This window comes from Variovorax sp. PBL-H6, from assembly GCF_901827155.1.
In the GTDB taxonomy this organism is placed as follows: domain Bacteria; phylum Pseudomonadota; class Gammaproteobacteria; order Burkholderiales; family Burkholderiaceae_C; genus Variovorax.
The window spans coordinates 5,609,814-5,632,789 of the sequence record NZ_LR594659.1 but is presented as its reverse complement, the minus strand read 5'-3'; the positions used below and the strand labels follow the sequence as shown (position 1 = coordinate 5,632,789).

16 protein-coding genes are annotated in these 22,976 nt (G+C 68.5%); 9 read left to right on the top strand and 7 right to left on the bottom strand.

Translation table 11 applies throughout. The features are described 5' to 3' along the window. Positions 1-11: 11 nt before the first annotated feature. The 4 genes from G3W89_RS26525 to G3W89_RS26510 form a co-directional block, all read right to left on the bottom strand. Positions 12-2,264: a response regulator gene (locus G3W89_RS26525; protein ID WP_232076866.1), complete on the bottom strand. Its 2,253-nt coding sequence runs from the start codon at positions 2,262-2,264 to the stop codon at positions 12-14. Beyond that, positions 2,255-7,465 carry a HAMP domain-containing protein gene (locus G3W89_RS26520; RefSeq protein WP_162576943.1) on the bottom strand — a complete coding sequence of 1,737 codons (5,211 nt, stop codon included), beginning with the start codon at positions 7,463-7,465 and terminating at the stop codon, positions 2,255-2,257. Before G3W89_RS26520 ends, G3W89_RS26525 begins: the two co-directional genes overlap by 10 nt. A gap of 141 nt (positions 7,466-7,606) precedes the next feature. Further along, on the bottom strand, positions 7,607-8,056 hold the full coding sequence (locus G3W89_RS26515; protein WP_162576942.1) for an acyl-CoA thioesterase: 450 nt from the start codon (positions 8,054-8,056) through the stop codon (positions 7,607-7,609). A 49-nt stretch (positions 8,057-8,105) separates the two neighbouring features. Continuing rightward, positions 8,106-9,020 (bottom strand): LysR family transcriptional regulator, encoded by a 915-nt coding sequence (locus G3W89_RS26510; RefSeq protein ID WP_162576941.1) that lies wholly within the window; start codon positions 9,018-9,020, stop codon positions 8,106-8,108. 131 nt (positions 9,021-9,151) lie between these two features. Between G3W89_RS26510 and gtdA the strand changes: the two genes are divergently transcribed. The 8 genes from gtdA (at position 9,152) to G3W89_RS26470 (ending at position 17,140) form a co-directional block, all read left to right on the top strand. Further along, positions 9,152-10,222 carry a gentisate 1,2-dioxygenase gene (gtdA, locus tag G3W89_RS26505; protein WP_162576940.1) on the top strand — a complete coding sequence of 357 codons (1,071 nt, stop codon included), beginning with the start codon at positions 9,152-9,154 and terminating at the stop codon, positions 10,220-10,222. 70 nt (positions 10,223-10,292) lie between these two features. Further along, positions 10,293-11,000, top strand: a complete 708-nt coding sequence (locus G3W89_RS26500; protein WP_162576939.1) for a fumarylacetoacetate hydrolase family protein — start codon at positions 10,293-10,295, stop codon at positions 10,998-11,000. Beyond that, positions 10,997-12,199: a 3-hydroxybenzoate 6-monooxygenase gene (locus G3W89_RS26495; RefSeq protein ID WP_162576938.1), complete on the top strand. Its 1,203-nt coding sequence runs from the start codon at positions 10,997-10,999 to the stop codon at positions 12,197-12,199. Before G3W89_RS26500 ends, G3W89_RS26495 begins: the two co-directional genes overlap by 4 nt. Before the next feature lie 89 nt (positions 12,200-12,288). Beyond that, complete coding sequence (locus G3W89_RS26490; protein WP_162576937.1) at positions 12,289-13,248, top strand: Bug family tripartite tricarboxylate transporter substrate binding protein; 960 nt, start codon at positions 12,289-12,291, stop codon at positions 13,246-13,248. A gap of 139 nt (positions 13,249-13,387) precedes the next feature. After that, positions 13,388-14,350: a Bug family tripartite tricarboxylate transporter substrate binding protein gene (locus G3W89_RS26485; protein WP_162576936.1), complete on the top strand. Its 963-nt coding sequence runs from the start codon at positions 13,388-13,390 to the stop codon at positions 14,348-14,350. Positions 14,351-14,474: 124 nt separating this feature from the next. Beyond that, complete coding sequence (locus G3W89_RS26480; protein ID WP_162576935.1) at positions 14,475-15,821, top strand: FAD-dependent oxidoreductase; 1,347 nt, start codon at positions 14,475-14,477, stop codon at positions 15,819-15,821. A gap of 116 nt (positions 15,822-15,937) precedes the next feature. Further along, positions 15,938-16,126, top strand: a complete 189-nt coding sequence (locus G3W89_RS26475) for a hypothetical protein (RefSeq protein WP_162576934.1) — start codon at positions 15,938-15,940, stop codon at positions 16,124-16,126. 96 nt (positions 16,127-16,222) lie between these two features. Continuing rightward, a complete protein-coding gene (locus G3W89_RS26470; protein WP_162576933.1) occupies positions 16,223-17,140 on the top strand; it encodes an acyl-CoA thioesterase in 918 nt (305 codons plus the stop codon). Between the two features lie 60 nt (positions 17,141-17,200). On the opposite strand, the gene atpE is transcribed toward G3W89_RS26470, so the two are convergent. The 3 genes from atpE to G3W89_RS26455 all read right to left on the bottom strand — a co-directional run bounded on the left by atpE (position 17,201) and on the right by G3W89_RS26455 (position 22,103). Further along, entirely contained in the window at positions 17,201-17,443 is a 243-nt protein-coding gene (atpE, locus tag G3W89_RS26465; protein WP_162576932.1) for a F0F1 ATP synthase subunit C, read from the bottom strand. 173 nt (positions 17,444-17,616) lie between these two features. Next, a complete protein-coding gene (gene uvrA / locus G3W89_RS26460) occupies positions 17,617-20,664 on the bottom strand; it encodes an excinuclease ABC subunit UvrA (protein ID WP_162577664.1) in 3,048 nt (1,015 codons plus the stop codon). 62 nt (positions 20,665-20,726) lie between these two features. Next, positions 20,727-22,103, bottom strand: coding sequence for a chloride channel protein (locus G3W89_RS26455; protein ID WP_162576931.1), 1,377 nt, complete (start codon positions 22,101-22,103; stop codon positions 20,727-20,729). Between the two features lie 120 nt (positions 22,104-22,223). Here G3W89_RS26455 and ssb point away from each other — a divergent pair, with 120 nt between their 5' ends. Continuing rightward, positions 22,224-22,754 (top strand): single-stranded DNA-binding protein, encoded by a 531-nt coding sequence (gene ssb / locus G3W89_RS26450; protein ID WP_162576930.1) that lies wholly within the window; start codon positions 22,224-22,226, stop codon positions 22,752-22,754. Positions 22,755-22,976 lie beyond the last annotated feature (222 nt).

The window sequence follows — 22,976 nt, the reverse complement described above, 5'->3', positions numbered from 1 at the left end:
TCCATCCAGCCCTAAGGTGCGGCCGTGGAGGCCTGCCGCTTCCCCGCGCCGTCTTGGGCACGCAGCCTGGACCACGCCCGGATGCAGCCCAGCAGGACTTCAGGGTCGGCCGGCTTGACGAAGTGGTGGTCGAAGCCGGCGCCGATTGCGGCCGCGCGATCCTCGTTCTGCCCATAGCCCGTCACCGCAATCAGAAGGGCGCCGGCCAAGTCGGGCATGGCGCGCATCCGGCGTGCGACCTCGTAGCCATCGAGCAGCGGCAAGCCGATGTCCAGCACCACCACGGCAGGGCTGTGCGTCGTGGCGGCGCCGAGCGCCTCTTCGCCGTCGTGGGCGGTCCGGACCACATGGCCTTCCAGTTCGAGCATCGTGGCAATGCCGATGGCTGCGTCTCGGTTGTCGTCGACGACCAGGATGTGCAGGGGCTCGCTGCGCGAGGCTGCCGTTGTCGGCAGGGGCGCTGCCGGGTCGGCAAGCTGCACCGCGCCGACGCGCGGCAGCCGCAGCCTGAACTCGGAGCCCCGGTCCCGGCCTTCGCTGAAGGCCTCGATCCGGCCGCCGTGCATTTCGGTGAGCCGCCGCGCCAGCGTCAGGCCGATGCCCAGCCCACCCTGCGCCCGGTCGAGGCCGCGCTCGCCCTGCTCGAAGAGCTCGAAGATGCGCGGCAGCAGCTCGGCGTCGATGCCGATGCCCTGGTCGCGCACCGACAGGACAACCTCGTCCTCCTCCAGCCAGGAAACCAGCTCGATGCCGGTGCCCTCGGGGCTGTACTTGGCGGCGTTGTGCAGCAGGTTGGCGATCACCTGCGTGAGCCTCGCCATGTCCCCCAGCAGCCAGGCCGGCTGCTGGGGCACCACCATCCGCAAGGCCTGCCGGCGGCCGTCGATGAAGGGCTGTACCGTCTCCACGCTTTGCGCGACCACGGTGTTCAGGTCCAGGGTCTCGTGCTTCAGCACGATCTTGCCCTGGCTGATCCGCGCCACGTCCAGCAGCTCCTCGATCAGCCGGGTCAGCTGCTTGAGCTGCCGCTCGGCGATGTCCAGTGCCCAGGTCACCTTGGGGTGCGGCGCCGCGACGCGGCGGATCACCTGAACCGCGGTGTGGATGGGCGCCAGCGGGTTGCGCAGCTCGTGCGACATCATCGCGAGGAACTCGTCCTTGCGCTGGTTGGTGCGCTGGAGTTCCTCCTGCGCGGCCTGCCGCTCCAGCATTTCCCGCTGCAGCACGAGATAGAGGCGGGCATTCTCGAAGGCGGTGGCGGCCCGCCCGGCCAGCTCCTCGATCAGGCCGTCCTCGGTGGCGCCGCGTTCGCCCGCGTCGCTCCAGGCGACCAGCACCACGCCCAGCACGCGCTCGCCGAAGACCAGCGGCACCGCCTGCGCCGAGCGCAAGGGCGGCAAGGCGTCGCCTCCCGTCGTGAAGCCGAGGGCCGCGGGCGTGAGTGCAGCCAGCGCCGCTTCGTCGAGGCGGACGGCTCGACGCTCGTGCGCTGCGCTGCCCAGGGCGGCCCGCAGGTGCTCGTCCAGGCGGGATTCGAGTCCGCTCGACAACTGCAACTTCGCGCCCTGCGCCTGGGCCGCGGCCACCATCTCGCCGGCGCCGAGGTCGGGGTCGACCAGCAGCGCCAGAGCCAGCGGCGCCTGCCCGGGCACCAGCAGCTCGGCCAGTTGGCGCATTGCGACGCCGATCTGCAGCGAGCCGCTGAGCACCCGGCTCGCATGGGCCAGGAAGGCCGAGCGCCGGTCGCTCTCCTCGGCGACGCGACGCGCCGCCTGCGCCGCCATCACGGCCGCACGCGCATCGGCCTGGCGCCGGACCTGGCGCCGCATCTGGTGCAGCGCGACGAAGACCGAGACCTTGCTGCGCAGGATCTCCGGCACGACCGGCGACAGGATGTAGTCCACCGCGCCCAGCGAGTAGCCACGCGCCGTCTGCATCTCGTCGGCGTAGGAGGTGATGAAGATGATCGGCGTGTGCGCGCAGCGGCGGTGCTGGCGGATCAGCGTTGCGGTCTCGAAGCCGTCGATGCCGGGCATGTTGACGTCCAGCAGGATCACCGCGAACTCGCGCTGCAGGATCTCGCGCAATGCGTCGGCGCCCGAGCGCACGAGCACCAGGTTCTGGTCCAGCTCCTCGAGGACGGTGCGGAACACCAGCAGCTTCTCGGGCAGGTCGTCCACCACCAGGATGTCGGCCTTCTCCTCGCCGGCAATGGGGTCGAGGTCCGCGTCGTCGGGGAGCGGGACGGATTCGCCTATTTGCACAGCCAACCCCGAAGAACCATCAGCAGGTAGGCCGTGTCGACCGGCTTCGACAGGTAGTCCCAGGCGCCGGCCTCGATGCACTTCTCGCGGTCTCCCTTCATGGCCTTGGCCGTCACGGCCACGAGCGGCAACTGCTTGCCGCGCGGCAGCTTGCGCAGCTCGCGCATGGTCTGCATGCCGTCCATCTCCGGCATCATGATGTCCATCAGCACGATGTCGATGGAGGGGTCCTCTTTCACCAGGCGGATCGCATCGCGGCCGTTCTCCGCCGACACGATGGCCATGCCCTGTGCGTCCAGCACGGCCGCCAGCGCGAAGATGTTGCGCATGTCGTCGTCGACGATCAGCACCTTCCGGCCCGCCAGGGAATCAGAGGCCTGGTGCGTCGCTTCCACGGCGCGCCGCTCGCGCTCGGACATCCGGGCCATGTCGCGATGCAGGCTGAAGGCGGTGGCGTCGATCAGCGCTTCCAGCGAATCGGCAACCCGCATCACGGCGCCGGCGGGACCGCGCTCCCAACCCGGCACGGGGTGGCCAGGCGGCGGCTTGAAGAGGAGCACCGGCAACTGCCGGAGAGCCGCGGGGCGACCTTCAACGAACTCCGCCACGTCCGCGCGGCCGAGGCCATCCAGACAGCCGTCTGTCGCGAGAGCGTCGATGTCGCCGGACGCGAGCGCGCGGCGAGCCGCGTCGGCGCTTTCCGCGATCACGATCTCGATGTCGCCGCGGGGCAGGGCGGCAGCATAGCTGTCGCGCTGGGCACTCGGCTGCATCGCGACCAGCAGCTTGCGGCTCGGGGCCTCGACGAAGCTATTCAACTGCGCCAGTGCCGCGTCCACCTCGTCGATCGACTGCAGCGGCTTGGCCAGGAAGCCGACGGCGCCGGACGCCATCGCCCGTTCGCGCGAGTCGTCGGTCGACACGACGCAAATCGGGATGTGCCTTGTCGCCAGGTCCGCCTTCAGGCGTTCCAGGATGCGCCAGCCCTCCATGTCGGGCAGGTAGATGTCGAGCGTCATGAGCATCGGCCGGTGGTCGCGCGCCAGCGCCAGCGCGCCTGCGCCGCTGGGGCTTACCAGGCCCTTGTAGCCGGCGCGGCGCGCTGCCTGCAGCAGCATCCTGGCGAAGGCGAGGTCGTTCTCCACGACCAGGAGGACCTTCTCGCCCGGCAGGATGTTGTCCCGATCGTCGTTGGCGATATTGAGCGAGGACAGCTCGCCCGTGGTCTCCGGCTCGACGTGCGGCGTGGGGACCGGCTCGTCGGCCGGGTGCGCGCGGCGCGCAGGCTTGCGCGCCTCGGCCCGCCGGTCGTGCCCGGAGGCGGCGGACCGGCCCAGGCGGGCGCCGCGCGGCGAGCTGTAGCTCTGCGGCAGGTACAGCGTGAAGGTGCTGCCCTGCGCCGGCGCACTCGCCAGCCGGATCTCGCCGCCCAGCAGCCGTGCCAGCTCGCGGCTGATCGCCAGGCCCAGCCCGGTGCCGCCGTACTTGCGGGAGGTCGAGCCGTCCGCCTGCTGGAAGGCCTCGAACACGATTTGCTGCTTGTCCGCGGAAATCCCGATGCCGGTGTCGGCGACCGAGAAGGCCATGACCCGGCCGGCACGGTTGAGGCTCTCGTTGTCGGCCGACCAGCCGCTGTCGACCATGGACACCGTCATGGCCACCGAGCCCTGGTGCGTGAACTTGAAGGCGTTGGACAGCAGGTTCTTGATGATCTGCTGCAGCCGCTTGACGTCCGTCACGAGGGTCTCGGGCAGCGGCCCCGCGGAACGGATGTCGAAGTCCACGTGCTTGGCCTCGGCCACATGGCGGAAGCTGCGCTCCACCGAGCGCTGCAGGTCGTCGATCCTGAGCTCGCTGAGCTCCACCGCCACCGTGCCCGACTCGATCTTCGACAGGTCGAGGATGTCGTTGATCAGCATCAGCAGGTCGTTGCCCGAGAGGTGGATGGTCTTGGCGAACTCGACCTGCCGGGCCGTCAGGTTGCCCTCGCTGTTCTTGCAGAGCTGGTCCGACAGGATGAGCAGGCTGTTGAGCGGCGTGCGCAGCTCGTGCGACATGTTGGCCAGGAACTCGGACTTGTACTTGGAGGTGAGCGCGAGCTGCTCGGCCTTTTCCTCCAGCGCCTGGCGGGCCTGCTCCACCTCCTGGTTCTTGCGCTCCACCTCCTGGTTCTGGTGCACCAGCAGGCGCGCCTTTTCCTGCAGCGCCTCGTTGGTCTGCTGCAGCTCCTGCTGGCGGCTCTGCAGCTCCTCGGCCAGCGACTGCGACTGCGTGAGCAGGTCCTCGGTGCGCATGTTGGCCGAGATCGTGTTGATCACGATGCCGATCGACTCGGTCAACTGGTCCAGGAAGGCCTGGTGCGACGGATTGAAGCGCTCCAGCGAGGCCAGCTCCAGCACCCCGCGCACCTCGCCCTCGAAGATCACCGGCAGCACGATCACGTCCATGGCCGCGCCTTCCGACAGGCCGGTCGCGATACGGAACGCCGTGCTCGGCACGTTGGTCAGCAGGATCTTGGTCTTCTCGACGGCGCACTGGCCGACCAGGCCCTGGCCCAGGTCGATTTCCTTCCCGTGCACCGCCTGGCCGCCCGAGGCGTAGCTGGCGAAGAGCTTCAGCCGGGGCGTCGCCGTGTTGGTGGTCAGCATGTAGAACTCCGCCTGCTGCGCTCCCACCACGGGCGCCAGCTCGGAGAGGATCAGCTGCCCCACCGTGAGCAGGTCCTTCTGCCCCTGCAGCATTCGGCTGAACTTGGCCAGGTTGGTCTTGAGCCAGTCCTGCTCGGTGTTCTTCTGGGTGGTGTCCTTCAGGTTGCGGATCATCTCGTTGATCGTGTCCTTCAGGGCCGCGACCTCGCCGCGCGCCTCCACCGTGATGGAGCGCGTCAGGTCGCCCTGTGTCACGGCGGTCGCCACCTCCGCGATGGCGCGCACCTGGGTCGTCAGGTTGGCGGCCAGCTGGTTCACGTTCTCGGTCAGGCCCTTCCAGGTGCCGGCGGCGCCGGGCACCTTGGCCTGGCCGCCGAGCTTGCCCTCGACGCCCACCTCGCGCGCCACCGTCGTCACCTGGTCGGCGAAGGTGGCCAGCGTGTCGGTCATGCTGTTGATGGTCTCGGTCAACGCCGCGATCTCGCCCTTGGCTTCGACCATGAGCTTCTGCTGGAGGTCGCCGTTGGCCACGGCTGTCACCACCTTGGCGATGCCGCGCACCTGCCCGGTCAGGTTGCCGGCCATGAAGTTGACGTTGTCGGTGAGGTCCTTCCAGGTGCCGGAGACGTCGCGCACCTGGGCCTGGCCGCCCAGCCGGCCCTCGGTCCCGACCTCGCGCGCCACCCGCGTCACCTCGGCGGCGAAGGAGGAGAGCTGGTCCACCATGGTGTTGATGGTGGCCTTGAGCTCGAGGATCTCGCCCTTCACGTCCACGGTGATCTTCTTGGAGAGGTCGCCCGCGGCCACGGCCTTGGTCACGTCGGCGATGTTGCGCACCTGCGAGGTGAGGTTCGAGGCCATCGAGTTCACCGAGTCGGTGAGGTCCTTCCAGGTGCCGGCCACGCCCTGCACATCGGCCTGGCCGCCCAGCTTGCCTTCGGTGCCCACTTCGCGCGCCACCCGCGTCACTTCGGCGGCGAAGGAATTGAGCTGGTCCACCATGGTGTTGACGGTGTTCTTCAGCTCCAGGATCTCCCCCTTCACGGCCACCGTGATCTTCTTGGAGAGATCGCCCTTGGCGACGGCGGTGGTCACGTCGGCGATGTTGCGCACCTGGTCGGTCAGGTTGCCGGCCATCGAGTTGACCGACTCGGTGAGGTCCTTCCAGGTGCCGGCGACGCCCTGCACGTCGGCCTGGCCGCCCAGCTTGCCTTCGGTGCCCACCTCGCGCGCCACCCGCGTCACTTCGGCCGCGAAGGAATTGAGCTGGTCCACCATGGTGTTGATGGTGTTCTTCAGCTCGGATATCTCGCCTTTCACGTCCACCGTGATCTTCTTGGACAGGTCGCCCGCGGCCACCGCCTTGGTCACGTCGGCGATGTTGCGCACCTGCGAGGTCAGGTTGCCGGCCATGAAGTTGACCGACTCGGTGAGGTCCTTCCAGGTGCCCGCGACGCCCTGCACGTCGGCCTGGCCGCCCAGCTTGCCTTCGGTGCCCACCTCGCGCGCCACCCGCGTCACCTCGGCGGCGAAGGAGTTGAGCTGGTCGACCATGGTGTTGACGGTGTTCTTCAGCTCCAGGATCTCGCCCTTCACGTCCACCGTGATCTTCTTGGAGAGGTCGCCCGCCGCCACCGCCTTGGTCACGTCGGCGATGTTGCGCACCTGGCTGGTCAGGTTGCCGGCCATCGAGTTCACCGAATCGGTCAGGTCCTTCCAGGTGCCCGAGACGCCTTCGACCCGCGCCTGGCCGCCCAGCGACCCCTCGGTGCCCACCTCGCGGGCCACCCGCGTCACCTCGGAGGCGAACGAGCGCAGCTGGTCGACCATGGTGTTGATCGTGTTGCGCAGCGTCAGGAACTCGCCCTTCACGTCCACGTCGATCTTCTTGGACAGGTCGCCCTTGGCCACGGCGGTGGTCACGTCGGCGATGTTGCGCACCTGGTCGGTCAGGTTGCCCGCCATCGAGTTGACGGAGTCGGTCAGGTCCTTCCAGGTACCGGCCACGCCCTTGACCTTGGCCTGGCCGCCCAGCTTGCCCTCGGTGCCCACCTCGCGCGCGACCCGCGTCACCTCGGCGGAGAAGTTGCCGAGCTGTTCCACCATCTTGTTGATGGTCTTGGCGGTGCGCAGGAACTCGCCCTCCAGCGGCCGGCCGTCCACCTCCAGCGCCATGCTCTTGGACAGGTCGCCCTGCGCCACTGCCCCGATCACGCGCGCGACCTCGGTGGTGGGGTGGACCAGGTCGTCGATCAGGGCATTGACGCACTCGATCGACTCGCCCCAGAAGCCGCGGGTCTCGAACATGGCCGCACGCTGCTTGAGCTGGCCCTCCTTGCCGACCACCTGGCGCAGCCGCACCAGCTCGGCGGCCAGCATCGCGTTCTGCTCGACCACGTCGTTGAAGACATCGGCCACCTTGCCGGACAGGCCGGTCCAGTGCTGCGGCAGGCGGATCTCGGCGTCACCCTTGCGAAAGCGCGTCAGCGCATCGAGCAGGATGGCCATTTCCTCCAGCGACCCGGTCGCGATCGATTTGTCCAGGACGTTCATTCTTTTTCTCCGCCATGTGAGGGGCGTCAAACGCAGATGTGCCGGGCAGTGTATCGACGGCCGTCCTGAGTCCACGTCAGACAGATCGCACAAAACGGGCGCGCTGCTCGCCCGTCCCTGACCCGCCCGCCAGCCAGCTAGCTAGCTCTGGCCGGATGCGGCGCGCGAGGCGGTGAGGTGAACGCGCACCCGCTCGGCCAGGACCGTATCGTCGGAGGTGCCGGGTACGTAGGGGCTCACCGGCAGCGGCCGGCCGTGCGAGTCGACCGACACGAAGACGATCAGGCATTCGGCCGTCTTCTGCATCTCGCCTCCCTTCATGTCGCCGCTGCGCACCTCCACCACGATGTTCATGCTGCTGGTGCCGGTGTAGGCCAGCCGGGCATCGACCTCGACCAGGTCGCCGATCATGATCGGGTGGTGGAAGCGGATGCTGCCGATGAACACCGTCACGCAGTAGCGCTTGGACCAGGTGGTCGCGCAGGCGTAGCCCGCTTCGTCGATCCACTTCATGACAGTGCCGCCGTGGACCTTGCCGCCGAAGTTGACGGTGCTGGGCTCGGCGAGGAAGCGCAGGGTGATGCTGTTCATGGGGGCGTCTCGGTGGTGAGGAGGAAGGTGGGCGGCGGGAGTGCGGCGATTATGCGAGCCCCGTTGCCTTTCCCGGGCCGAAGAGGCGCGCCACCGTGCGCCGCAGCCAGGCGTTGCCGGGGTCGGCGTGGAAGCGCTCGTGCCAGTGCTGCTTGACCGCATAGTGCGGCAGCGCGAAGGGCGGCTCCAGCAGCTTCACCGGCTCCTGGGTGGCGAGCACCTCGCCCAGGATGCGCGGCACGATCACGATCAGCTCGGTGTGGGCCACGATGCGCGCCACGCTCAGGAAGCTGGACAGCGCCACCACCACCTCACGCTTCACACCCAGGCGAGCGATGGTCTTGTCGACGATCGCGTGCCCGGTGCCGGAAGAAGAGATCACCGCGTGCGCCTCGGCCTCGAAGCGCTTGCGCGTGAGTCGCTCGCCGATGCGTGGATGGTTGCGCGCTGCCAGGCAGACGAACTTCTGCATGAAGAGCGTCTGCTGGTAGAAGCCCGCGTCCAGCTGCGGCATGAAGCCCACCGCCAGGTCCACCTCGCCATCGGCCAGCCGCCTGCCGCTGTCGGTGGAGATGATCTCGGTCTCGATGCGCACCCCGGGAGCCGTTCGGCGCAGGTGATCGAGCAGGCCGGGCAGCAGCACCACCTCGCTGATGTCCGTCATGCAGATACGGAAGTTGCGCTGCGCCCGGGCCGGGTCGAAGCTGCTGCGGCTGCCGCGCGCCTGTTCGATCTGCGACAGCGCCTCGCGCACGTGCGGCAGCATGCGCTGCGCATAGGGCGTCGGTTGCATCCCCTGCGCGGTGCGCGCGAACAGCCGGTCGTCGAAGTGCGCCCGCAGCTTGTTGAGCATGGTGCTGGCGGCGGCCTGCGCCAGCCCCAGGCGCTCGGCGGCTTTCGAGACGCTGCCGGTCTTGTAGATCTCGTCGAAGACGGCGAGCCATTCGAGATCGAGCTTGGCCATGGGTGTTCCTTTCCTCCGAGTGCGCCCATTATCGAAAAACAAGATCCGGAGTATTGGCCGCAGGTCTTGAAGAAATAGTGGTCCAGGCGAACAATGGCTCCAAAGGCGCAGGTCGCCCGGAGACACACCCCATGAACACCGCCTCCCAGGCGACCCGCGGCGACGCCGCCCAGCGCCATGACTACTACGAGCGCATCCGGCCGCTGAACCTCACGCCGTTGTGGGAATCGCTGCATGCGCTGGTGCCGCGCGAGCCGCAGACGCCCTGCGTCCCCGCGCTCTGGCGCTACGACGAGATCCGCCCGCTGCTGATGGAATCGGCCGCACTCATCACCGCCGAGGAAGCGGTGCGCCGCGTGCTGGTGCTGGAGAACCCGGCGATCCCCGGCCGCTCCTCGATCACCCAGTCGCTGTATGCCGGCCTGCAACTGATCATGCCCGGTGAGGTCGCGCCCTCGCACCGCCATGTGCAGTCGGCGCTGCGCTTCATCGTCGACGGCCAGGGGGCCTACACCACGGTGGGTGGGGAGCGCACCACCATGTTCCCGGGCGACTTCATCATCACGCCCTCGTGGGCCTGGCACGACCACGGCAACGAGGGCATCGGCGGCGTGAGCGAGCCGGTGGTCTGGCTCGACGGCCTCGACATTCCGATGCTGCGCTTCTTCGACGCCGGCTTCGCCGAGAACGACGACGCCAAGGTGCAGCACGTGGCCCGGCCCGAAGGCAACAGCCTGGCGCGCTTCGGCCACAACATGGTGCCGGTGCGGCACGACCATGTCGCGCCGACCTCGCCGATCTTCAACTACCCCTATGCGCGCAGCCGCGAGGCGCTGGCCCAGTTGCAGAAGCAGGAGGCGCCCGACGCCTGGATGGGGCACAAGCTGCGCTACGTCAATCCGCTGACCGGCGGCGCGCCGATGCCCACCATCGGGACGAACCTGCAGCTGCTGCCCAAGGGCTTCGCCGGCAAGACACACCGGGCCACGGACGGAACGGTCTACAGCGTGGTCGAAGGGCGCGGCACGGCCGAGATCGGCGGCCAGCGCTTCGACTTCGGACCGCGCGACACCTTCGTCGTGCCTTCGTGGGCGCCGCTGCGCCTCTCGGCGGCCGAGGACGCCGTGCTGTTCAGCTTCTCCGACCGTCCGGTGCAGCAAGCGATGGGCGTGCTGCGCGAGGCCTTCCTGCAGGACGCCTGACATCGCGCCGTCCGCGCGGCGGCATCTTTTTCTTTCCCGAACCACGTGCCGCACTGCGGCGGGAGCTTCCATGTCCTATGTCATCACGCCGCCGGCGACGGTCGGTCTCCCGATTGTCGGAACGTCCGACCTGTTCCCGGTGCGCCGCGTCTATTGCGTGGGCCGCAACTACGCGGCGCATGCACGCGAGATGGGCTTCGACCCGGACCGCGAGCCGCCCTTCTTCTTCTGCAAGCCCAACGACGATGCGTCGGTGGTGCCGGTGCCGGCCGGCGAGACGGTGGGCATCCCCTATCCGGGCCAGACCGCCAACTACCACTACGAGGCCGAACTGGTGGTGCTGATCGGCCAGGCCGGCCGGGACATCGCGGTCGAAGACGCCGCGCAGCACATCTATGGCTACGCGGTCGGCCTGGACATGACGCGCCGCGACCTGCAGATGAGGATGCGCGAGCAGGGCCGGCCCTGGGAGATCGGCAAGGCCTTCGACTTCTCGGCGCCCGTCGGGCCGGTGCGCAGGCGCGCCGACACGGGGGAGATCGACGGCGGCGCGATCACGCTGGAGGTGAACGGCGAGACGCGCCAGAAGAGCGACATCCGCAACCTGATCTGGTCGGTCAACGAGGTGATCGCCAATCTCTCGACGCTGTTCACGCTGCAGCCCGGTGACCTGATCTTCACCGGCACGCCCGAGGGCGTGGGCCCGGTGCAGCGCGGCCAGACCATGCACGTGCGCATCGACGGCCTCGATCCCATCTCCGTGCGCGTGGATCGATGAGCACCCCACGACAAGGAAAGCCCTCCGTGCTGCTGGTCGGCGGCGGCATCGGCGGCATGGCGGCGGCGCTGGCGCTGGCGCGGCTGGGCATGACCATCGAGCTGCTGGAGCAAAGCGCTGCCATCGGCGAGATCGGCGCCGGCCTCCAGCTCGGCCCCAATGCCTTCGCCGCGCTCGATGCACTGGGCGTCGGCGAGGCGGTGCGCCGTGGCTCGGTGTTCACCGACCGGCTGGTGATGATGGATGCGGTCGACTGCAGCGAGGTCGCCTCGGTCCCGGTCGGTGAAGCCTTCCGCGCGCGCTTCGGCAATCCTTATGCGGTGAGCCACCGCGCCGACCTGCACGGTGCGATCCACGAGGCTGTCAAGCAGCACCCGCTGATCCGCTTCCACACCTCGGCGCAGGTCGAGCAGCTCGACATCGGCGAGCGGGGCGTGACGGCGGTCACCCGCGACGGGCGGCGCTTCCAGGCCGACGCCATCGTCGGATGCGACGGCGTCAAGTCGGTGGTGCGCAGCAAGCTGATCGGCGATGCGCCGCGCGTCTCGGGCCACGTGGTCTACCGCGCCGTGGTGCCGGCCGCCGACATGCCGGAGGACCTGCGCTGGAACGCGCCGGTGGTCTGGGCCGGCCCGAACTGCCACCTCGTTCACTATCCGCTGCGCCACGGCGAGCAGTACAACCTGGTGGTGACCTTTCACAGCCGCTACGACGAGGAATGGGGCGTGACCGACGGCAGCAAGGAGGAGGTGCTCTCGTATTTCGAGGGCGTGCACGCGCGCCCTCGCCAGCTGCTGGACCGGCCCACCTCCTGGCGCCGCTGGAGCACCGCCGACCGCGAGCCGGTCGCGAACTGGAGCCAGGGCGCGGCCACGCTGCTGGGCGACGCGGCGCATCCGATGATGCAGTACCTCGCGCAGGGCGCCTGCATGGCCCTCGAGGACGCGGTGACGCTGGGCGCTGCCGTCGAGGCCTGCGACTTCGACCTGCCTGCGGCGTTCCAGCTCTATTCGGCTGCGCGCGTGGCGCGCACCGCACGCGTCGTGCTGTCGGTGCGCGAGATGGGCCGGCTCTACCACGCCAAGGGCGTGGAGCGGCTGGTGCGCAACAGCCTGTGGGTCGGCCGCACGCAGGAACGCTTCTACGATGCGGTGGAATGGCTCTACGCATGGAACCCCGCAGCGTGCTTGGAGGCATGACTCACCCCCAGGTTGGCTCACCGAACGGGCCTGGCTTCGCCGGCCAATGATGTTGCGCAGATATTTATTCAAACTGGAGACGAATCGCCATGAAAACCATCCTCTCGCTGGCTGCGGCCCTGGTCACGACGACTGCGCTCGCGCAGCCTGCCGAGTACCCGAGCAAGCCCGTCACCCTGGTCACGCCCTTCGCGGCGGGCAGCGGCCCCGACGCGGTGCTGCGCCTGGTGGCCGACAAGCTCGGCCGCCTGTGGAACCAGCGCGTGGTGGTGGACAACAAGCCGGGTGGCGGCGGGTTCATCGCCATCGAGCAGGCCCGGCGCGCGGCCCCTGACGGCTACACCCTCCTGCAGCTCGACAGCGAACATGTCGCGGCCCTGCCGCACCTGTACAAGTCGCGCAACTTCGTGACGCTCCAGCACTTCGACCCGGTGGCCTCGCTGTTCCGCACGCCCTTCTTCGTCGCGGTGCCCAGCGACTCGAAGTGGAAGAACATGAGCGACCTGGTCGCCGCCGCCAAGGCCGCCCCGCTGAGCTACGGCTCCTGGGGCGTCGGCAGCCCGGGGCACCTCGGGGCGCAGCAGCTGGAGGCGCTGACCGGGGTGCAGATGCAGCACGTGCCCTACCGCGAGGTCTCGCAGCTCTACACCAACGTGGGTTCGGGCGAAGTGCCGTGGGCCTTCGCCAGCATCCCTTCGAGCCAGGGCGTCTACAAGGCCGGCAAGCTGCGCTACATCGCGGTCGCCACGCCCAAGCGCGTCCCGCAGATGCCCGACGTGCCCACGATGGCCGAGGCCGGCGGCCCCGCCAGCCTGGAGGTCACGTCCTTCGTCTCGCTGCTCGCGCCCAAGGGCGTGCCGGCGGCCGTCCAGGCAAAGATCAACGCGGACGTCGCCAAGGTCATCGCCGACCCGGAGATCCGCGCCCGATTCGACACCTTCGCCTTCGAGCCGCTGGCCTGGTCGCCCGAGGAGATCCGGCGCCAGGCGGAAGCCAAATCCAAGGTCTACGGCGAACTCGTGCGGCGCGGGAACATCAGTCTCGAGTAACTGTCGCTCGCCCCCAGGTTGGCTCACTTCGTGTAGCCGCCCACCCCCTGCGAGGAGCCATGGCAGCGGCCCGGCAAAGCCGGTTCCCTGGAAGGGGCACGTATCCTCGAGGGTTTCTCATCCATCTCACTGTCTCCAAATGCAAACTTCAAAACGCGTCCTCCTGATCGCCGCCTGCGTGCTGCCGCTGGCCGCGGCCGCGCAGACCGCTGCCTGGCCCACCAAGCCGATTCGCCTGGTCGTTGGCTTCCCGGGCGGCTCGACGCCGGACATCGCCGCGCGCACTATCGCCGAGCCACTGGGCAAGGCGCTGGGCCAGCCGGTCGTGGTCGACAACAAGCCGGGCGCCTCAGGGAATATCGCGGCCGACCAGGTGGCCAAGGCGACCGACGATCACACCCTGGGCGTGGTGATCAACGGCAACCTGACCTCGTCGAAGATGCTCTACCCGAAGCTGCCCTACGACCCGGCCAAGGACTTCACCTATCTCTCGCTGCTGACCACCGCTCCGCTGGTGCTGGTGGCGCAGAACAGCCTGCCGACGGGCGCCGCCTTCTTCGAGGCCGGCCGCAAGAGCGGCGACAAATGGAGCTACGGCTCGGTGGGCGTCGGCTCCGTGGGCCATCTCGGCATGGAGCTGCTCAAGAGCCGCGTGCCGGGCCTGAAGGCCGTGCACGTGCCTTACCAGGGCAACCCGCAGGTCATGACCGACCTGATCGGCAACCAGATCCAGATGGCGCTCATCCCGCCCGGCATCGCCATGCCCCAGGTCAAGGCCGGCAAGGTGAAAGCCATCGGCATCACCAGCGGCCGCAGCGCGCTGGTGCCCGAGCTGCCGCCGCTGGCCGACGCCGGCGTGAAGGACTTCAGCCTCGAGGTCTGGACCGCCCTGCTGGGCCCTGCCAATCTCTCCAAGACGGCGCAGGACCGCATCACGCGCGAGCTGGCCGTTGTGATGAAGTCGCCCGAGGTGCGGCAGAAGCTGTTCGAGCAGGGCTGGCAGGCCGTGGGCACCTCGCCTGACGGCATGCGCACCCGCGTGAAGGAAGAAGCGGCGGTGATGACCAAGATCATCTCCACGCAAGGAATCAAGATTCAATAGATCCCCCCAGGCTTCGCGCACTTCGTGTCGCTTCGCCAACCCCCTTCCGGGGGCGACACCAGCGGCCCGGCAACGCCGGTCCCGCGGTGTTCCCGTAAGGGGGCCGACCCCATCGAGGCATCAGATGAATTCGACTCTTCATGAACCTGCGCGCGAATTGCCGGTCTTCGGCGAGTACGACGTTGTCGTGGTCGGCGGTGGCCCTGCCGGCCTGGCCGCGGCGGTGAGCGCGGCACGCCACGGCGCGCGCACGTTGCTGGTGGAACGCTACGGCTTTCTCGGTGGCATGGGCACGGCCGGCGGCGTGACCAACTTTGCCGGCCTCTACGGCAAGCGTGGCGGCGAGATGACCCAGCTGGTCCACGGCGTCGTCGACGAGCTGCTGGCGCGCATGGACGCAATGGGCGGGCTCAACAAGCCGCAGGACGGCATGCAGGGCCGCATACGCGTGCGCTCCTACGACACCTCGGTCTACAAGTGCGCAGCCGACCAACTGCTGCTCGAGGCCGGGGTCGAGCTGCTGTTCCACGCGCTGGCCGCGCAGGTGGTGATGGACGGCGCTCGCATTGCCGCACTGGCGGTCGAGACCAAGTCCGGCCGCGTCGCGATCCGCGCCAACGCCTTCATCGATGCCAGTGGCGACGCCGATGTGGCCGCCTTCGCAGGCGTGCCCTTCGCGGTCGGCGATGGGCACGGCAGCGGGCTCTTTCCCTCGACCATGTTCCGCGTCGGCCATGTGGATGCGCCGCGTGCGCTGGCCGCGGTGGGCGAGTTCAAGGCCATCAACGACCTGATGGCGAAGGCGCTGGAGCGCAGTCCCGGGGCCTACCGTTTCCCGCGCGAGGGCGCGATCCTCCGGCCGCAGATCGATCCGCGCGAATGGCGCGCCAACGTCACCCAGATCCGCAACGCCAGGGGCGATGCGATGAACGGCGTGGACGCGCGCGAGCTCAGCGCGGGCGAGATCGAGGGACGGCGCCAGATCGGCGAGTACTTCCGCTTTCTCAAGGCCGAGGTGCCGGGCTTCGAGCAGTCGGCCATCGTCGAGATCGCGCCGCAGGTGGGCATCCGCGAGACGCGGCGCATCGAAGGCCTCTATGCGCTTTCGGGCGAAGACATCCTTTCGTCGGCGCGCTTCGACGACAGCATCGGCATCAATGCCTGGCCGATGGAGATGCATGCGGCGGGCAAGATCGAGTGGGCCTTCCCGCGCGACGAGCAGCGCACCTACAACCAGTTGCCGTGGCGCATGCTGGTGCCGCGCGGCGTCGACAACCTGCTGGTGGCCGGCCGCTGCGCGTCGATGACGCACGAGGGCCAGTCGGCTGCGCGCGCGAGCGGCGGCTGCTTCGTGATGGGGCAGGCGGCAGGCACGGCGGCGGCTTCGCTGGGGACCTCCCGCTTCGCCGCGGTCGACGTGGCGGCGCTGCAGAAGACGCTGGCCACGGACGGCGTCGACCTCGATCGTTGAGCGAGTCCCGTCCGGATCTTCGGGAGGCGGTTTTCGCTTCAGCTGCGAGCGCTGCCGTCCGACACCGCCCGGGGCGTTTCGGTCCTAGCGTGGAGCCTTCCCAGCGGGAGGTATCCATGAAGCAGCGAGAGGATGACCCGGCAGCCAAGCGCGCGTTCCGCCGCATGGCCATCTTTGCGGTCGCGCTGATCCTCGGCGGCATCCTGCTGGTGTTCCTGTGGATGAAAGACTCGGCCGTGAACACGGGACAGCTGCCAAAGGCCTGGCCCGGGTTGCTGCATGACAGCGCGCATGCGGTGACCTGAACTGAACGTTCCGAATTGGCGGGATGACAGCCGCGGGACAGATGCGCGGCAAGCTCTTTGCTATCGTCGCTGTTCCCTTGCCGCGATTTCCCCACCATGACCGACCCTGCCACTGCCGCCCGCCTCGTCGGCGAACTCGTAGAACTGATGCGGCTGGAGCCGTTGGGCGATGACCACTTTCTCGCCCAGAGCGAGGACATCGGCACCCCGGCCGTGTTCGGCGGCCAGGTGCTGGGCCAGTCGCTGGTGGCGGCCAGCCGCACCGTGGCCGCCGACCGGCCCGTGCATTCGATGCATGCCTACTTCCTGCTGCCCGGCGAGCATGCGCCCATCGAGTACGCGGTCGACCGCGTGCGCGATGGGCGCAGCTTCAGCACGCGGCATGTGGTGGCGCGCCAGCGCAATCGCATCATCTTCGAGATGTCGGCCTCCTTCCAGACGGTGGACGAGGGCATCGAGCACCAGTTGCCGATGCCCGCGGAGGCCGGCCCCGAAGGCCTGCTGAGCGAAGTGGAACAGCGCCGTGCGCTCGGCGACCGGCTGCCCGAGCGCTGGCGCAACGCCGCCATCGCGCCACACGGCATCGAATACCGCCGCGTCGATCCCGACGACCTGCTCACGCCGGCACCGCGACCGCCACAGGCCGCACTGTGGATGCGCGCGATCGCACCGCTGCCCGACGATCCTGTCGTGCACCGCGCGCTGCTCGCCTATGCGTCCGACCACGGCCTGCTGCGCGCCGCGATGCTGCCCCACGGCCTGAGCTTCATGAGCGGCCGGGTGCGCCCGGCCAGCCTCGACCACGCGATGTGGTTTCACCGCGATTTCCGCATGGACGACTGGCTGCTCTATGTGATCGACTCGCCCAGCGCGGGCGGCGCACGCGGCCTGTCGCGCGGCAGCCTGTTCACCCGCGACGGCCGGCTGGTCGCTTCGGCCGTGCAGGAAGGGATGATCCGCGTGATGCCCGAAGGAAGCCCCTGGGCCATCAGCGGCGGCGCGGCGCCGATCTGAGGAGCCAGGGCGGCCATCGGGCCTGGCGCCTGCGGCGTGCAGGCGCATCCGCCGGTGCACTCAGCGGAAGGGATTCGCCGTCGCGAACCAGAGGCCGATGCCGGTGGCGATGATGAATGCGCCATCGGTCACGCCCGCGATCAGGAAGAAAAGCGTCTGCAGCTGGTCCTTGAGCTCGGGCTGCCGTGCCGTGCCTTCCAGCAGCTTCGAGCCGACGATACCGATGCCGATGCAGGAGCCTACGGCGGCGATGCCGATGAGAAGCGCGACGGCGAGGGGGAGGATGTCGAAGCCTTGGGTCATGTTGCTCTTTCGTGGCCTTGAGATTTCGGCCCGGTGGCTGCCGGCACCACCGCGGTTCCGGCCTGCCTCCAATGTCGCGGAGCCGGTGCGTGGCGTCGATGACCTCGGAGGTCAAGGCGGCTGACCGCCGCGGCGCATCGGCGCAGGGAGAATGAGCTGGAAGGGTGGCGGCCTCAGCCGGGCAACAAGCGCTTCAGGTACCTGCCCGTATGACTGGCTTCGTTGGCCGCCAGCGCTTCCGGCGTGCCCTCGCCCACCACCGAGCCGCCGCCTGCGCCGCCTTCGGGGCCCATGTCGATCAGCCAGTCGGCGGTCTTGATCACGTCGAGGTTGTGCTCGATCACCACGATGGTGTTGCCCGCGTCGCGCAACTGGTGCAGCACCTTGAGCAGGAGCTCGATGTCGGCGAAGTGCAGGCCGGTGGTCGGCTCATCGAGGATGTAGAGGGTGCGGCCAGTGTCGCGCTTGCTGAGCTCCAGCGCCAGCTTGACGCGCTGCGCCTCGCCGCCCGAAAGCGTGGTGGCCGCCTGGCCGAGCTTGATATAGCTCAGGCCGACGTCCAGCAGCGTGCGCAACTTGCGCTCGATGGTGGGCACGGCCTTCAGGAACTCGTGCGCGGCCTCGACCGTCATGTCCAGGATCTGCGCGATGTTGCGGCCCTTGTACTGGACCTCCAGCGTCTCGCGGTTGTAGCGCTGGCCGTGGCAGACCTCGCAGGGCACGTAGACATCGGGCAGGAAGTGCATCTCGACCTTGACCACGCCGTCGCCCTGGCAGGCCTCGCAGCGGCCACCGGCGACGTTGAAGCTGAAGCGGCCGGGACCGTAGCCGCGCTCGCGCGCGGTGTTGGTCTCGGCCATCAGCTCGCGGATCGGCGTGAACAGGCCGGTATAGGTGGCAGGGTTGCTGCGCGGCGTGCGGCCGATGGGCGACTGGTCGACGTTGATGACCTTGTCGAAGTACTCGATGCCCTCCACCGTCTCGTGCGCGGCCGGCTCTTCGTGTGCGCGATAGAGCGTGCGCGCGACTGCGGCGTAGAGGGTGTCGTTGACCAGCGTCGACTTGCCCGAGCCCGACACGCCGGTCACGCAGGTGAAGAGGCCGACGGGGAAGGCCACGCTGACGTTCTTCAGGTTGTTGCCGGTCGCGCCGACCACACGGATCTCCTGCAGGTCGGTCTGGCTGGCGAGGTGCGCGGCTTCGCGGGCCGCGCGCCGCTCGGCGGCCGGGCTCATGGGGAAGCGCGAGGCCTTCTTCGGCTCGGGAGACGCCGCCTTGGCGAGCACGGGCAGCCAGGGCGTGCGGCGCTTGGGCACCGCGATTTTCCTGGTGCCCGAGAGGTATTGGCCGGTCAGTGAATCGGGATTTGCCGCCACTTGCGCGTAGCTGCCCTGCGCCATCACGCGCCCGCCGTGCACGCCGGCGCCCGGGCCCATGTCGATCACGTGGTCGGCGGCATGGATCATGTCCTCGTCGTGCTCGACCACGATCACGCTGTTGCCGATGTCGCGCAGATGCTTGAGCGTGCCGATCAGCCGGTCGTTGTCCCGCTGGTGCAGGCCGATGCTGGGCTCGTCGAGCACGTACATCACGCCCGTCAGGCCGGAGCCGATCTGCGAGGCCAGGCGGATGCGCTGCGCCTCGCCGCCCGAGAGCGTCTCGGCGCTGCGGTCGAGGCTCAGGTAGTTGAGGCCCACGTCGTTCAGGAACTTGAGCCGCAGGCCGATCTCGCGCACCACCTTGTCGGCGATCTCGGCCTTGGCGCCGTGAAGGCGCAGCTTCTGGAAATAGGCCAGGCTCTCGCGCAGCGTGGCGTGGCTGATCTCGTAGATCGCCATGCGCTGCGCGCCGCCCTCCGAATCGTCGACCAGGTACACATGGCGCGCCTCGCGCCGCAGCCGCGTGCCGGCGCACTCGGGGCAGGGCTGCAGGTTGCGAAAGCGCGAGAGCTCCTCGCGCACCATGGCCGAATCGGTCTCGCGGTAGCGCCGCGCCATGTTGGGGATCACGCCTTCGAACGGGTGCTTGCGCACCAGCTTCCTGCCGGCCTGCTGGCCGCTTTCCATGGTGTAGGAGAACTTGATCTCCTCCTCGGCCGAGCCGTGCAGCACCGCCTGCTGCACCGAGGCCGGCAGTTCCTCGAAAGGCGTGTCGACGCTGAACTTGTAATGCTTGGCCACGCTCTCCAGCATGCTGAAGTAGTAGCCGTTGCGCCGGTCCCAGCCCTTGATGGCGCCGCTGGCCAGGCTCAGCGAAGCGAAGGCGACCACGCGCTGCGGATCGAAGAACTCCCGGTGGCCCAGGCCATCGCAGCTCGGGCAGGCGCCCACCGGCGAGTTGAACGAGAACAGGCGCGGTTCGAGCTCGGCCAGCGAGTAGTGGCAGACCGGGCAGGCGAACTTGGCGTTGAACAGGTGTTCCTTCGTGCTGCCGTCCTCGTGCATCTCCAGCGCAATGGCGCGGCCTTCAGCCAGGCGCAGCGCGTTCTCGAAGCTCTCGGCCAGGCGCTGCTGCATGTCGGGGCGGGCGCGCAGGCGGTCGATCACCACATCGATGTCGTGCTTCTCCGTCTTCTTGAGCTTCGGCAGGTCGTTGTACTCGTACGTCTGGCCATCGACGCGGAAGCGCACGTAACCCTGGGCCTGCATCTCTGCGAAGAGTTCGAGGAATTCGCCCTTCTTCTCGCGGGCGACCGGGGCCAGGATCATCAGGCGCGGCTCGTCCGGAATGGCCATGACCGAGTCCACCATCTGCGAGACGGTCTGCGCCTGCAGCGGCAGGTCGTGGTCGGGGCAGTAAGGCGTGCCGGCGCGGGCATACAGCAGGCGCAGGTAGTCGTGGATCTCGGTCACCGTGCCCACGGTGGAGCGCGGGTTGTGGCTGGTTGCCTTCTGCTCGATGCTGATCGCAGGCGACAGGCCCTCGATCATGTCGACATCGGGCTTGTCCATCAGTTGCAGGAACTGGCGCGCATAGGCCGACAGGCTTTCCACATAGCGGCGCTGGCCCTCGGCGTAGAGCGTGTCGAAGGCCAGGCTGGACTTGCCCGAGCCTGAAAGGCCGGTGATCACCACCAGCTTGTTGCGCGGAATATCGAGGTCGACATTCTTCAGGTTGTGCGTGCGAGCGCCGCGAATGCTGATGCGCTGCTGCGCGAGCGCGGCGCCCAAGTAGGCGCCGCTGGCGCTGTCGCCGAGAGAGGCGCCGCTGGCGCTATCCAGGAGGGTGGAATTCACAGGACGGTCGATTTTGGACAACCGAGCATGATAAATCCCCGGGCTCGTCAGGGCGCGTGGGCGGTTTTGGCGGACTGCTGCGAGGATTCGGACGGCTTCACCACCGGCGATGGGGAGCCGATCGCTCCTGCCACCATGTGCTCGGCGAGCAACTCGTACAGCGGGTGGCTGATCATGCGCGACACCAGGCTGGCCAGCATGGCCGAGGCCATCAGGCTCAGCACCATCGAATGGCCATCGACCATCTCCATCACGATGATGAACGCCGTGAGCGGGGTCTGCGTCACCGCTGCGAGGAAGCCGGCCATGCCCAAAGCGATCAGTGCCGGGCCGAGGCTGGCGCCGGTAAGCTGCGAGATTCCGTTGCCGATGCCCGCGCCGATGGTCAGCGCCGGCGCAAAGATGCCGCCGGGCACACCGCACCAGGCGGTCAGCCAGGTCGCGATGAACTTGAGCAGAGTATGGAGGGGCGAGAGTTCCTCGTGGCTGGCCAGCATGCCCTTCACGGTTTCGGAGCCGGCGCCGAAGGTTGCGCCGCCTGTCACCAGGCCGATCAGCGCTATCAGCAGGCCGCCTGCTGCGGCGAAGCGCAGCGGCCAGCGCGCGCGGACGCGGTTCAGCTGCCCCGGCGCGCCGGTCAGCGAGGCGGCCATCAGGCGCGAGAACAGGCCGCCGGCCACGCCGCTCGCCAGCGTGACCGCCAGGCCAGGCCCCAGTGCCGACCAGCCCAGATAAGGCACCCGGATGATGCCGAAGTAGCTGAGATTGCCGAATACGGACACCGCCACCAGGCCCGCCAGCACGATGGCGGTGATGATCAGGCCGCTGGCGCGCGTCTCCAGCCGCCCGTACAGTTCCTCGATCGCGAACACCACGCCCGCCAGCGGTGCATTGAAGGCGGCTGCGATCCCGGCCGCGCCGCCGGCGACCAGCAACGCGCGCGCATCGATGTTGGTCGAGGGCGAGAGCCAGCGGCGCGCATGCTGCATCACTCCGGCCGCCACCTGCACGGAAGGCCCTTCGCGGCCGATCGACAGGCCCGCCGCCAGGCCGGCGATCGCCAGTCCGATCTTGGCGATGGTGAGTCGCAGCGACACCAGCCGGCCACGCCGTTCCGGCGGAAAGGCCGGGTGCAGCGCGGCTTTGACCTGCGGGATGCCCGAGCCAGCCGCCCCCGGAAACCATCGGCGCGTGGCCCATACGATGGCGACGGTGAGGCCCGGCGTCCACAGCAGCAATGCCCAGGGCTGCGCCTGGTGCAGCCGACGGAAAAGGCCGAAGGCCGCGTCGCTTCCGAGGGTGAAGCCCACCACGAACAGGCCTGCGGCCACCGCATAGGCCAGCACGATGGCGCGATCGAGCCAAAGGCGGCCGCTGGACAGCTCGGCACGCAGGTTCTCGAGGAAATCAGGTTCGCGGTTCATCGAAGCCGTTCATTCTCGCAGCAGCGGTGCCGGCATTGGCGGCCAGACGGATGCCGGCTTTCATGCGGCACAATGTCGCGTTACCCGTCTTCCGTCCACTCATCCCCAGGGGCAACACATATGGCATCGGTCAACAAAGTCATCCTCGTCGGCAACCTCGGGCGGGACCCGGAAACCCGCACCTTCCCGAGCGGTGACCAGATCTGCAACGTGACCCTCGCCACCACCGACAAGTGGAAGGACAAGCAGAGCGGCGAAATGCGTGAAGCCACCGAGTGGCACCGCCTCGTATTCAATGGCCGTCTGGCCGAGATCGCGGCGCAGTACCTGCGCAAGGGCTCGCAGATCTATGTCGAGGGCCAGATCCGCACGCGCAAGTACACCGACAAGGACGGCGTCGAGAAGTACGCCACCGACATCCGCGTCGACCAGATGCAGATGCTGGGCAGCCGCCAGGGGCAGGGTGCACCCTCGGGCGAGGACGACGGCGGCTATGGCGGTGGGTATTCGCAGGGTGGCGGTGGTGGTGGCGGCTACTCGCGCCCACCCGCCGCGGCACCGCGCCCACCGGCCGCCTCGCCGGCTGCACGCCAGACGCCTGCCAAGTCCTCGTCCGGCTTCGACGACATGGACGACGACATTCCTTTCTGACGAGATCCTTCCACTTCGCCTCCTAAGGCGCAGGGCTTGACGGCCCTGCGCCTTTTTTGTTGCGTCCATTCGGCGGTAGCGCAGGCCAGGAGTCGGTCGCGCTCGTGCAGCAGGGGCGCGAAGGGCGAGCGCAAGTCGCGCAGATCCTGATGAATTGTCACGGCAATTGTTTCCAACCGTGACTCTTAAGCACCATACGCATCGCTTGGCTACAACCCTTAA